Annotated in this window: 9 protein-coding genes and 2 pseudogenes; 4 read left to right on the forward strand and 7 right to left on the reverse strand. The window is 76.0% G+C overall.

The features are described 5' to 3' along the window. Positions 1 to 67: 67 nt before the first annotated feature. Entirely contained in the window at positions 68 to 1,204 is a 1,137-nt protein-coding gene (gene cds1 / locus ABD361_RS04550; protein ID WP_344433368.1) for an L-cysteine desulfhydrase Cds1, read from the forward strand. A gap of 11 nt (positions 1,205 to 1,215) precedes the next feature. Here the strand turns inward: cds1 and ABD361_RS04555 are convergent, their stop codons facing one another. The 6 genes from ABD361_RS04555 to ABD361_RS04580 all read right to left on the reverse strand — a co-directional run bounded on the left by ABD361_RS04555 (position 1,216) and on the right by ABD361_RS04580 (position 7,673). Then, complete coding sequence (locus ABD361_RS04555; protein WP_344433369.1) at positions 1,216 to 1,704, reverse strand: SRPBCC family protein; 489 nt, start codon at positions 1,702 to 1,704, stop codon at positions 1,216 to 1,218. A gap of 94 nt (positions 1,705 to 1,798) precedes the next feature. Continuing rightward, positions 1,799 to 2,659, reverse strand: coding sequence for a DeoR/GlpR family DNA-binding transcription regulator (locus tag ABD361_RS04560; RefSeq protein WP_344433371.1), 861 nt, complete (start codon positions 2,657 to 2,659; stop codon positions 1,799 to 1,801). Positions 2,660 to 2,762: 103 nt separating this feature from the next. Beyond that, positions 2,763 to 5,168, reverse strand: a complete 2,406-nt coding sequence (locus tag ABD361_RS04565) for a right-handed parallel beta-helix repeat-containing protein (RefSeq protein WP_344433372.1) — start codon at positions 5,166 to 5,168, stop codon at positions 2,763 to 2,765. Between the two features lie 161 nt (positions 5,169 to 5,329). Further along, positions 5,330 to 5,971 carry an Rv1733c family protein gene (locus tag ABD361_RS04570; RefSeq protein WP_344433374.1) on the reverse strand — a complete coding sequence of 214 codons (642 nt, stop codon included), beginning with the start codon at positions 5,969 to 5,971 and terminating at the stop codon, positions 5,330 to 5,332. Between the two features lie 162 nt (positions 5,972 to 6,133). Then, on the reverse strand, positions 6,134 to 6,964 hold the full coding sequence (locus ABD361_RS04575; RefSeq protein ID WP_344433375.1) for an MOSC domain-containing protein: 831 nt from the start codon (positions 6,962 to 6,964) through the stop codon (positions 6,134 to 6,136). A 214-nt stretch (positions 6,965 to 7,178) separates the two neighbouring features. Continuing rightward, on the reverse strand, positions 7,179 to 7,673 hold the full coding sequence (locus ABD361_RS04580; RefSeq protein WP_344433377.1) for a DUF6643 family protein: 495 nt from the start codon (positions 7,671 to 7,673) through the stop codon (positions 7,179 to 7,181). A 195-nt stretch (positions 7,674 to 7,868) separates the two neighbouring features. Between ABD361_RS04580 and ABD361_RS04585 the strand changes: the two are divergent. Both ABD361_RS04585 and ABD361_RS04590 read left to right on the forward strand, forming a co-directional pair. After that, a pseudogene (locus tag ABD361_RS04585) lies at positions 7,869 to 8,348 on the forward strand (TerD family protein); the annotation flags it as partial. Between the two features lie 663 nt (positions 8,349 to 9,011). Then, positions 9,012 to 9,875: pseudogene (locus tag ABD361_RS04590) on the forward strand (TerD family protein); the annotation flags it as partial. Positions 9,876 to 9,921: 46 nt separating this feature from the next. On the opposite strand, the gene ABD361_RS04595 reads toward ABD361_RS04590, so the two are convergent. Then, positions 9,922 to 11,100, reverse strand: a complete 1,179-nt coding sequence (locus tag ABD361_RS04595; protein WP_344433668.1) for a glycosyltransferase — start codon at positions 11,098 to 11,100, stop codon at positions 9,922 to 9,924. An 86-nt stretch (positions 11,101 to 11,186) separates the two neighbouring features. Between ABD361_RS04595 and ABD361_RS04600 the strand changes: the two genes are divergently transcribed. Next, on the forward strand, positions 11,187 to 11,984 hold the full coding sequence (locus ABD361_RS04600; protein WP_344433378.1) for a glutamate racemase: 798 nt from the start codon (positions 11,187 to 11,189) through the stop codon (positions 11,982 to 11,984). Positions 11,985 to 12,075 lie beyond the last annotated feature (91 nt).

The following is a 12,075-nucleotide window of genomic DNA, read 5'->3' on the forward strand; positions in this document are numbered from 1 at the left end:
CTTATGATCGAAGGGCCACACCGGGCCCGGAGCCCGGGAGGCGCCCGCACAGCACCAGGAGCGGCGTGTGAACGGCACAGCGCACCCCCCGGAGCACGACCCGCCCCGGCACACCGTCGACGTGGACCGCAGCGACCCGGCGTACCGCGCCTGGCTCAAGGAGGCGGTGCGCAGGGTCCAGGCGGACGCCAACCGGTCCGCCGACACGCACCTGCTCGGCTTCCCGCTGCCGCCGGAGTGGGGCGTCGACCTGTATTTGAAGGACGAGTCGACCCATCCGACCGGCAGCCTGAAGCACCGGCTGGCGCGCTCGCTGTTCCTGTACGGGCTGTGCAACGGCTGGATCCGGCCGGAGGCCGCGGTCATCGAGGCCTCCAGCGGCTCCACCGCCGTCTCCGAGGCCTACTTCGCCGAGCTGATCGGCGTCCCCTTCGTCGCCGTCATGCCGCGCACGACCAGCCCGGAGAAGTGCCGGCTCATCGAGTTCCACGGCGGGCGCTGCCACTTCGTGGACGACCCGCGCACGATGTACGCCGAGGCCGCGGCCCTCGCCGAGCGCACCGGCGGCCACTACATCGACCAGTTCACCTACGCCGAGCGGGCCACCGACTGGCGCGGCAACAACAATATTGCCGAGTCGCTCTACCGTCAGATGCGCGACGAGCGGCACCCCGAGCCGGCCTGGATCGTGGCCACTGCGGGCACCGGCGGCACCTCCGCCACCATCGCCCGCTACATCCGCTACATGCAGTACGACACCCGGGTGTGCGTCGCCGACCCGGAGAACTCCTGCTTCTTCGCCGGCTGGCGCGACCACGACCCGTCCGCCGTGTGCGAGCTGCCCTCGCGCATCGAGGGCATCGGCCGGCCCCGCATGGAACCCAGCTTCGTGCCCGGTGCCATCGACCGGATGATGAAGGTCCCCGACGCGGCGAGCGTCGCGGCCGTGCGCGCCCTGGAGCGGGCCATCGGGCGCAAGGCGGGCGGCTCCACCGGCACCGGCCTGTGGAGCGCCCTGAGGATCGTGGCGGAGATGGCCGCCGAGGGCCGGGCGGGCAGCGTCGTCACCCTCATCTGCGACCCCGGCGAGCGCTACCTCGACAAGTACTACTCCGACGCCTGGCTGGCCGCGCAGGGCCTGGACATCACCCCCTACACCATGGCCATCAGCACCTTCCTGGCCACCGGCCGCTGGCCCGGCTGACGCCGCGGTCCCTACGCCGCCGACAGCCGGCGGTCCAGGGTGCGCACCGCGTCGCGGAAGACCCGGTGCAGCAGGGGGCGGGCCAGCTGTACGGCCAGGCGCCCCGGCAGGGGGCCGTCCATGCCGATCCGCCACTGCAGGATCGTTCCGCCACCGACCGGTGACAGCCGCCAGTCGTCCAGCATCGCGTGCACCCCGGGCAGGTTGGTGGCGTCGACGCGGTACGCGTACCGCCGCTGCGGAACCGCCACCATCACGGTCTCCAGGAAGCGGATCGTCCCCAACAGGTGGATCTCGTGCCCGTCCCGGCCCTCCCGCTCCACCGGCCGGGCCAGCGTCACCACCCGGAACCAGCGCGGCCACGCCTCCACCTCGTCGGCCAGCGCCCGGTAGACCTCCTCGGGCGCCGCGGCCATCCGGGCCGCGAACGACAGGCGCACCGGCGCGGTGTCGGCGAAGTCCGCACCGACCGGGCGCAGGCCGCGCGACCTGCGGGTCATCGCAGCAACACGGGCCATCGCACGGGTCATCGCACCAACCCCCCACGTGGGTCTCGCCTCCGACCGGGTTCCGCTTACGGTAGTGCGTGCGGCCTCAGATGTCCGTATCCCGGTCGGCCTCCCCGTCGTCCTCCTCGCCGGCCACCACGACGGCCGGCCCCCGCTCGGTGATCTGCGTGCGCGCCGCGGACGGCAGCCCGGCATCGGTGACCAGGGCGTCCACCTCCTCCAGCGCGGCGAAGGAGCTCAGGCCCACGGTGCCCCACTTGGTGTGGTCGGCCAGCACCACCACCCGTCTCGCCGCGCGCACGAAGTGCCGGTTGGTCTCGGCCTCCGCCAGGTTGGGCGTGGACAGTCCGGCGTCCGCCGATATGCCGTGCACGCCGATGAAGAGCACGTCGAAGTGCAGCGACCGGATCGCCGCGTCCGCCACCGGGCCCACCAGGGTGTCCGACGGCGTGCGCACGCCGCCCGTCAGCACCACCGTCGCCGCGCCCGGCCGGGCGGGGTGGACGGACGGCGCAAGCGCGCGCCGGGCGGCGTGGAACGCCTCGGCCACCCGTACCGAATTGGTGACGACCGTCAACTCGGCGACCTCGACCAGCTGCTGTGCGAGGGCGTACACCGTCGTCCCGCCCGCCAGCGCTATCGCACTGCCCCGCGGCACCATGCGGGCCGCGGCCCGGGCGATGTCCTGCTTCGCGCCGAGCTCCAGTGCCGACTTCGCCTCGAACCCCGGCTCGTGCGTGGTCGCCGCCGCCACCGGCACCGCACCCCCGTGCACCTTCTCCACCACCCCCTGGCGCGCCAGCGCGTCCAGGTCCCGGCGGACCGTCATGTCCGACACGTGCAACCGCCGCGTCAGCTCGTTGACCCGCACCCCGCCGCGCCGCCGGACCTCGTCGAGGATCAGGGCGCGCCGCTGCTCCGCCAGGAGGTTCTGGTTGTCGCTCACCCGGGCCGTCCTTTCGGGGGTCGACCGTCGCACACCGTGGCGCACATCCTGCCACGCGGTCACGACGACGCCAGGTGGCGCACCAGGCGAACCGCTCGCCCGGTCAGGGCAGTTCGGGCAGGTCCTGCGCGTACAGAAGGGTGAGGTCCTCGGTGCTCGGCGCCGGCAGCTGCGCCACCCGGCCCGCATGCCGCTCGACCATCGCCTCGAAGGTCTGCCGGGCCGTGCGGCCGTTGCCGAACGCCGGCCCCTTGGGCAGGTCCGTGAAGTACCGCAGCAGCGCCTCGGCGGCCTCCTCGCCGATGCGGTACTCGTGCTCCTCCGCCTGCTGCCGCACGATGCGCAGCAGCTCCTGCGGCGCATAGTCGCCGAAGGTGATCGTCCGCGAGAAACGCGAGGCCACCCCCGGATTGACCGTCAGGAAGCGCTCCATCTCCGCCGTGTAGCCGGCGACGATCACCACCACCTCGTCCCGGTGGTCCTCCATCAGCTTCACCAGCGTGTCGATGGCCTCCCGGCCGAAGTCCCGCCCGGCGTCCTCCGGGCACAGCGCGTACGCCTCGTCGATGAACAGCACTCCGCCGCGCGCCCGGTCGAACGCCTCCTGGGTGCGCAGCGCCGTCGAGCCGATGTGCTCGCCCACCAGGTCCACCCGGGAGACCTCCACCAGGTGCCCGCGTTCCAGCACCCCGAGGGCGGCCAGGATCTCGCCGTAGAGCCGGGCGACGGTGGTCTTGCCCGTGCCGGGGGAACCGGTGAAGACCAGGTGCCGGCGCACCGAGGCCGCCTTGAGGCCGGCCTCCTGCCGCCGCCGGCCGACCTCGATCATGTCGGTCAGGGCGCGCACCTCGCGCTTGACGCTCTCCAGACCCACCAGCGCGTCCAGTTCCCCCAGGACCGCCGCCGCCGGCCGCACCGCCGCACCGTCCGCCGCTTCGGTCTCCGCCGTCGCCGGGCGCGGGCCGGGCACCGCGGCGGGCCGGGCCGGGGCGGCCGCGGTCTGCACCACGGGCACCGGCGCCGCGGCCCGCACCTCGTCGTCGCTCGTGCACCCCTCGCGCACCACGCCGTCCTCGGCGAACTCGTAGCCGCCGCGCGCGCAGCGCTCCGTACGGCAGTCGGTCAGCGTCGAGCGGCAGCCGTCGATGACGTGGAAGCCGTACCCGGCGCTGCCGGTCACCCGGCAGCCGTCGAACGTGCCGCGCCCCTCGGCCGAGACGTAGAAGCCGGCCTCGCGGGGCGAGGTGACGGTGCACCGCTCCACCACGGGATCCGCGCCTTTGGAGACGATCACGCCGGTGGACGTGGCGTCGATGGCGCAGCCGGCCACCCGCCCGCCGCTGCCGTGCCCGCGGAACCACACGCCGGTGGCCGCCTCCCGGATCCGGCAGTCCTCCAGGGCGGCGGCCGCGCCGCCGCTGACCGAGACCGCGGTGCCGCGCACCCGGGACAGATCGCTGTCGGTGACCTCCGCGCTGGAGCCGCGGTCCAGGACGAACAGGGCGTCGGGGACGTCGTGCACCCGGCAGGAGACCAGGCCGGCCCCGGCGCCGTCGCTCACCCACACCGCCGGGTAGTCGCCGGTGCTGTCGTGGATCTCGCACTGCGCGGCCTCCACCCGCGTGCCCGGATCCCACACCGACAGCCCGTTGCGGCCGAAGCGGCGCACCGCCGAGCGGGTCATCCGCAGCACCGAACGCGAGCGCAGGTCCACGGCGTTCTCCGGGACGTCGTGGATGGCGCAGTCGGCGAGCTCCAGCACCGCATCGGTGTCCAGGGTCACCCCGTCCCCGGAGGTGCGGTGCACCCGGCAGTCCGTCAGCCGCCCCGCGGCGCGCTCCGCGACCTGCACCCCGGCGCCCCGGATCTCGTACACCTCGCAGCCCACCGCCTCCAGCGTGCTGCCCTCGCCGGTCAGCGACAGTCCCGCACCACGGGCGTGGTGCACCCGGCACCGCTCCAGGCGCGGCGCGGCCCCGCCGCCGACGGCCACCCCCGACTGGCCGGCGGCCACCACCTCGCAGTCCTCGAAGACCCCGCCCGCGCCGTCCTGGACGCTGATGCCCACACCGGCGGGGTTGTCGACGGTGCAGGCGCGCACCGTCGGCCGCGCGCCGCCGCGCACCTCGATGCCCGCCGCCGAACGTGTCACCACCCGCAGCCCGGACAGCACGGGTCTGCCCTCCTCCACCAGCAGCGCGGGCGCCGCGGCGTCGTGGCCCTCGATGCACACGTCCTGCAGCGTCGCCGACGCCCGTACGGTGACGGCCACCCCCTCGGTGGGGGCGATCCGCACCGAGCCGGGCCGGCCCTCGCCGCCGCGCAGCGTGACGGCGCGGGCCAGCACCACGTTCTCCCGGTAGGTGCCGGGTGCCACCGACAGCACGTCGCCGTCCGCGGCGGCTTCGAGGGCGGCGGCCAGGGAGTCGTACTCCCCGGTGCGTTCGCCCGCCCGCAGCCGCCAGCGGGACGTGCCGGTGTGCGTCACCTTGACCGAGCCCTGTGCCATGGTGCTGCTGAGCCCCCACGTATGAGTGTGTGTGCGATCCGGGACGAGCCATCGTGATCGGAAGGAGTACCGGCCGCACCACGGTAGCGCGCGCGGCGCACGGGAGTTGACGTCTCCGCGTCGCCGCCCGCCCGCAGCCGGTGCCGGACCGGTGCCTGCCCTCAGCTGCCGGTGTCCGCCCGCCCCCAGGTGCCCGCCGCCCGCTCCCACTCCTCGTCCCACTGCGCGTACCGGCGCCGGACGATGCGCCACACGACGAGCCGCCGCCCGCCCTCCAGCAGCCCCGCGCAGGCACCGGCCGTGGCGACCCCGGCCAGCACGGCGTGCAGCGCGGCGGCCGCGTCGTCCATGGGCCGGGTCGCGACCCGGCCCGCGTCGTCGGTCCACAGCGGGAAGTGCTCGCCGGGCCCGGCGAACCGGCGCACGGCCACCGCCCCGGTGCACTCCCGGCCGCCCGGGCACGGCCAACTGGCGAGCACGTGGTGGAAGCCGTCGCGGCCGGTGGAACTCTCCTGCCCGGGCCCCGCCTCCGGGGCGCCGGCGGGCACCGGCAGCGCCGTCGCGGTCACCAGATGGCGGTGCCGCTGCTGCGCACGGACCGTCTCGCGCAGCGCGTCGTGGGCCAGCGAGCCGGTGAGCCAGCCCAGCGGCGGTGCCAGCAGGAGCATCAGCACCACGGCGGCCACCCCCGTCCAGGCCTCGGCGACGTCGCTCCGCCGCAGCAGCGGATTGCGCCGCCGGGACACCGGGAAGCCCCAACGGGCCAGCAGTCGGCACAGCCGGTGGGACAGTGTCGCGCGCACGGTGGTCACCCCCTTACGCGTCCGTAAATACCTCACACGGAAGACCGCATGCGGAGGAAGACGACGGAGAGAGGAAAATCACCCCTCGCGGAGTGGGCCCGCGGCGGCGCGTTGACGCCGCCCCCCACGGGCGGTCGTGCGGCGGTGGTCGGAAAGCGGTGGTCAGTCCAGCACCTCGACCGGGTCGCCGAGGCGCAGGGTGCCGGTGTGCTCCGGTATCAGGTTCTGCCCGAACACCGGCTTGCCGCCCAGCCGGTGATGGCGGGCCAGGGTGCGCAGCGGCTCCTTGCCCCGCTCGGCGGTGCGCTGGTCGGTGGTGGTGATGATGCAGCGGCCGCTGGGCTTGACGGCCCGGAAGGTCACCTCGCCGATGCGCACCCGCCGCCAGCCGTCCTCTTCCCACGGCCCGGTGCCGTCGACGACCGCGTTGGGCCGGAAGCGGTCCATCGGCAGGGGCCCCTCCGCGGCGCGGTCGCCCTCGGCGACGAGCGCGTCGAGCGCCCGCAGCGAGGCGGTGGTGGTGACCAGCAGCGGGTAGCCGTCCGCGAAGCTGACCGTCTCGCCCTCGCGCGAGTAATTCGGATCGATGGGGCGGCAGTGCGCCGGGTCGGCCATGTGCACGAGCCGGGAGGGGGCGCCCAGGAAGGCGCTCACCCATGCGTCGGCGGCGGCGCCCGCGGGCACCGCCGTCACCTTCTCGGAGAAGACCTGGACCGTGAGCGTGCCCCGCTCCCCGGAGGCGGGCGCAGCGAGCTCCAGCGGCCGCGCCCCGGGCGCGCCGAGCCGCACGCCGCCGCCCGGCAGCGGAACGGCCGCGCCCAACGCGAGCCGGGGCGCCTGCCGTTGCGTGAGCACCTGGCCGTCGGGATCGGTGACGGCCCATCGGCGGTCGCCCGCGAGCCCCCAGGGCTCCACGAGCGCCTCGTCGGGCGCGCATCCCGCCATCGACTTGACCGGGTAGCAGTGCAGCGCGGTGAGCACGGGAGTCGGCATGGGGTCATCTTGCCAGCCGGATATGACACTTGGCCGGACGAGACGAGGGGACGACCGCCGTCGTGGCGGTTCGTCCCCTTTTCGCGCTCGGTCGTGCGTTCTGTCGTGCGATGTGTGTCGTGCGTGGTGCGTGATGCGTCGTGCTTGGTGCGTCGTGCTCGGTGTGTCCCCCGCAGGACGTGCCGGGGCCGGTCGGGGCCCCGGCACCGGTCGGTCAGTAGCCTCCCTGACCCTGGTACGGACGACCGCCGCCGTACGGGTCCTCGTACTGCCCGGGCGCCGGGCGCGGCGCGGCCGGGCGCATCGCCTCGAAGCTCGCGGGGTTGGTGCCGGCCCCCGGGCGCTGCTGCAGCTGCTGCGGGGCCACCGGACCGCGCGGCGCGGAGGCCTGCTGCGGGATGTACGGCGCCGGCGCCTGCTGCAGACCGCCGGGCTGCGCCATGGCCGGGCCCGGCTGGCCGCCGCCGTACTGCGGCTGCTGCGGCGCGGGGTAGCCGGCCGGCGGCGCGGACTGCGCGGCGGAGGGCCCGGAGGGCAGCGCCGGCAGGGCGGGCAGGCCGCCCCCGCCGAAGTCGTAGGGGGAGGAGACCCGGATCGGCGCGATCTGCGGCGTGCCGCGCTCGGCGACGAGGCTGTCGTAGATGGGGGTGTCCGGGAACGACGACGAGGCGTAGTAGCCACCGCCGTAGGTGCTGCGGGGGGAGGTCATAGCCCATAAGTTAAGCCCATGGTGTGCCGGTTGGGGAGCCCGGTGGGTGGGTTGATTCCGGTTCCCCGGGAGGCGGGGGATCACCGACCCGGTCGAACCGTGGAAAAACGGTCGCCAAAGGGCGTTGGAATCGTGTAAAGACCGGCAGCTGCAAGGAGCTCGGCAAGGGGTTCCGGAGGGGTTGGGAACATGGGCATGCTCAAGGGCGCCAACATCATCGTCCCTGCACAGGCCGTACGGATCGAGCTGGGCTGGCGCCCGGGCCCCGGTGTTCCGGACATCGACGCCGCCGCCGTGCTGCTCACCGCCGGCCGGGTCCGCTCCGACGACGACCTCGTCCTCCACGGCCGGCCGGTGCACTCCTCGGGCGCCGTGCGCCACGAAGGCCGAGATTCCGCTTCCGGCGCCGTGGAGACCCTCGCGGTCGACCTGGCCGCCCTCGCCGGCCACGCCGAGCGCGTCCTGGTCGCCGCCCTCGCCGACGGCCCCTTCGGCCGGGTGCCCGGCCTGCACGTGCGCGTCCTGGACGCGGCCGGCGGCCGCGAACTGGCGCGCTTCGACAGCACGGACGCCACCGTCGAGACCGCCCTCGTCCTCGGCGAGCTCTACCGCCGGGGCGGGCAGTGGAAGTTCCGGGCCGTCGGCCAGGGCTGGAACACCGGCTACGAGGGCCTGGCCGCCGCGTACGGCCTCGGCCCCGACCACCCGGCGCCTCCGGCCTCGCAGCCGACGGCTGCCGTGCCCCGGCCGGCGGGTCCGGCGCCGCGGCCCGGTGGCCCGGCGCCCGGCCCCGGGACTCCGGCGTCCCGGCCCGGCGCCCCGGCTTCGGGCCCCGGGGCTTCCGCATCCCGGCCCGGTACTCCGGCGTCCGGCCCCGGGGGCCCGGAGCACCGGCCCGGGGCTCCGACTTCCGGCCCGGGGGCTTCCGCGCCCCGGCCGCCGGCTTCCGTGCCTGGGCCCGCGACTCCGGCGTCCCGCCCCGGGGGCCCGGAACGCCGGCCTGGTACTCCGGCTTCGGGCCCCGGGGCTTCCGCGCCCCGGGCCGGCACTCCGGCGTCCGGCCCCGGAGCTCCCGCTTCCCGGCCCGGGGGCCCGGAACGCCGGCCTGGTACTCCGGCTTCCGGTCCCGGGACTTCCGCACCCCGGCCCAGTACTCCGGCGTCCGGCCCCGGAGCTCCCGCTTCCCGGCCCGGGGGCCCGGAACGCCGGCCCGGCACTCCGGCTTCCGGTCCCGGGACTTCCGCACCCCGGCCCAGTACTCCGGCCTCCGGCCCCGGAGCTCCCGCTTCCCGGCCCGGGGGCCCGGAACGCCGGCCCGGCACTCCGGCTTCCGGCCCCGGAGCTCCCGCGCCCCGGCCTGCGACTCCCGCTTCCGGCCCCAGGGCTCCCGCGCCCCGGCCCGCGGCTCCGGCCACCCGGCCCGGAGCTCCCGCATCCGGGCCCGCTGCTCCCCCCTCCCGCCCCGCGGCCTCCGCACGCCGCCCCGCGGGCGCCGTCCCCCGGACCGGCCCGCAGGTCACCCCGCCGCTGCGTCCCTCGCCCGGGCCGGCCGGCCCGCCGTCAGGCGGCTCGCGGCCCGCCAAGGTCACCCTCACCAAGGAGGCCCCGGCCGTCTCCCTCGCCAAGCAGGGCGGCACCTCCGGCGTGATGCGCGTCAACCTCAACTGGCAGATGCTGCCCCGCCCCACCACCGGCCGGGGCCGCCGCCTCGGCGTGCCCCCGCAGCCCCTGGACCTCGACCTCGGTGCCCTGTGGGAGCTCACCGACGGCAGCAAGGGCGTCGTCCAGCCCCTGGGCGAGTCCTTCGGCGCCCTGCACGAGCCGCCGTACATCCACCTCGACGGCGACGACCGGACCGGCGAGGTGGAAACCGGCGAGAACCTCACCATCAACCTCGACCACGCCCACCTCTTCCGGCGCATCCTCGTCTTCGTCACGATCTACGAGGGCGCCCGCAGCTTCGCCGGCCTGCACGCCACCGTCACCCTCCAGCCGCAGCACGGCGCGCCCATCGAGTTCGCCCTCGACGAGTGCACCGTGGCCTCCGACGTGTGCGCCCTCGCCCTGATCACCAACCAGAACGGCGAGCTCGTCGTCCACCGCGAGGCCCGCTACCTGGTGCCCGAGCGCGGTGTCGGCCCCCAGCGCGCCGTGGACCGGGCCTACGGCTGGGGCCTGCGCTGGCGGCCCGCCCGCAAATGACCGCCGCCGGGCCCCGTGCCGCCGGGTCTGGTGCCGCCGGGCCCCGTCAGGAGGCCGACCGGTCGGGGGCGGCCTCGGGACGCGCGTACGTGCGTCCCTTCCAGGCCGCCCCCCGTCCCCGGTGGTGCTGCACCGCCGAGTCCACCGTCATCAGCAGGTACAGCAGCGCCGTGACCGGCAGCAGCGGCGCCAGCAGCAGCGGTTGGCGGTAGTAGCGCAGCATCGGTCCGTACGTCCCCGCCATCACCGCCCACGCGGCCGCGCCCAGGGCCGCCGGCAGTGCCGCACCCGTCACCACGCCGGCCACCACCGCGGCCGGTGGCACCAGGTAGACCACGGCCAGCCCTGCCACCGTCCCGGCCAGCAGCAGCGGATTGTGCAGCAGCTGGGCGTAGGCGCTGCGCGAGACCATCCGCCACAGCGGCCCCAGGCCCGGGTACGGTCGTACGCTCTCGACCCGCTCCGCCAGCCCCAGCCAGATGCGGCCCCCGCTGCGCCGCACGGCCCGGGCCAGCGCCACGTCGTCGATCACCGCCTGCCGGATGGCGGCGGGGATGCCGGCCCGCTCCGCGGCCTCCCGGCGGATCAGGACGCAGCCGCCGGCCGCCGCCGCGGTGCGCCCGCCCGGCCGGTTGCACCAGCGGAACGGATACAGCTGAGCGAAGAAGTAGACGAAGGCGGGCACGATCAGCCGCTCCCAGAAGGTGGCCACGCGCAGCCGCGCCATCTGCGAGACGACGTCCAGCCCCGGGCCTGCCTCGGCCGCGGCGACCAGCTCGCGCAGGCTGTCGGGGGCGTGGGCGATGTCGGCGTCGGTCAGCAGCAGGTACGCGGCGTCCGTACGGGCCCGGGCCAGGGCCATGCCGTGCCGCACCGCCCACAGCTTCCCCGTCCAGCCGGGCTCCGGCTCCCCGGGGGAGGTCACCGTCAGCGGCAGCCCCCCGTGCCGGTCGGCCAGCTCGCGGGCCAGGGCGGCCGTGCCGTCGGTGCTGCCGTCGTCGACGAGGAAGACCTCCGCCCGCCCGGGGTAGTCCTGCGCCAGCAGCGACGGCAGGCTGGCGGGCAGCACCCCGGCCTCGTCCCGGGCCGGCACCACGATCGCCACCTGCGGCCACCGCCCCGGCGGCGTGCGCCGCGGCAGGCGCACGTCGGTGCGCCAGAAGAAGCCCTGGCCCAGCAGCAGCCACAGCCAGGCGGCCAGCGAAACGGCGGTGATCCACGTCAGCGCGTCCACCCGCCGCAGTCTGCCGCACGGGCGCCCGTCCCGGGGCGCGGAGCCGCCGCGGCGGGCGCATCGATTAAAGTGACCGGGTGAAGATCGCGCTCATCGACTCGGGCCTCGGCCTGCTGGCAGCGGCTGCCGCCGTGCACCGGCAGCGTCCCGACGCCGATCTCGTCCTGTCGTCCGACCCCGGCACCATGCCCTGGGGGCCGCGCACGCCCGAGGACCTCACCCGGCTCGCCGTGGGCTGCGCCCGGGCCGCGGCGGAGCACCGCCCCGACGCCCTGATCGTCGCCTGCAACACCGCCTCCGTCCACGCCCTCGGCGCGATACGGGCCGAGCTGGAGCCGGCTCTGCCGGTCATCGGCACCGTGCCCGCCATCAAGCCGGCGGCCGCCGCGGGCGGCCCGGTGGCCATCTGGGCCACCCCCGCCACCACCGGCAGCCCCTACCAGCGCGGGCTGATCCGCGACTTCGCCCAGGGCGTCGAGGTCACCGAGGTGGCCTGCCCCGGGCTCGCGGACGCCGTCGAGCGCGCCGACGCCGAGGCCATCGACCTCGCGGTCCGGGCCGCCGCGGCGGCCACCCCGCGCGACGTGCGCCGCCTGGTGCTGGGCTGCACCCACTACGAGCTCGTGGCCGGCACGATCCGCGACGCGGTGAGCGCCGTCCAGGCGGAGGGCGCCGCGCCGGTCGAGCAGTACGGCTCGGCCGACGCCGTCGCCGCGCAGGCGCTGCGCCGGGCCGGCGTCGAGCCGGACCCGCGCGCCGCGGCCACCGGGCGCCTGACCGTACTGCTCGGCGGGCGCGAGGCCGAACTGCAGCCGGCGGCGCTCGCCTACCCCGAGGGCCGCACGCTCGTCCCGGTCGGCGCGGCCCAGGCGTAGGGCCTGCGGCCGGCGCGCGGCACTTCGTCTGCGGGCGCGTCGTGGCTTGTCGCGCCCGCGCGGCGGAGCCGCAGATCGGACACTGCCCCGC

This window comes from Streptomyces luteosporeus (assembly GCF_039532865.1).
Lineage (GTDB): Bacteria > Actinomycetota > Actinomycetes > Streptomycetales > Streptomycetaceae > Streptomyces > Streptomyces luteosporeus.

What these genes read in the sequence shown, in the direction of transcription:
- ABD361_RS04580 (WP_344433377.1), bottom strand. Translation starts at nt 7,673, where the DNA reads ATGACCTCCCCCCGCAGCACCTACGGCGGTGGCTACTACGCCTCGTCG.
- ABD361_RS04575 (WP_344433375.1), bottom strand. Translation starts at nt 6,964, where the DNA reads ATGCCGACTCCCGTGCTCACCGCGCTGCACTGCTACCCGGTCAAGTCG.
- ABD361_RS04555 (WP_344433369.1), bottom strand. Translation starts at nt 1,704, where the DNA reads ATGACCCGCAGGTCGCGCGGCCTGCGCCCGGTCGGTGCGGACTTCGCC.
- ABD361_RS04565 (WP_344433372.1), bottom strand. Translation starts at nt 5,168, where the DNA reads ATGGCACAGGGCTCGGTCAAGGTGACGCACACCGGCACGTCCCGCTGG.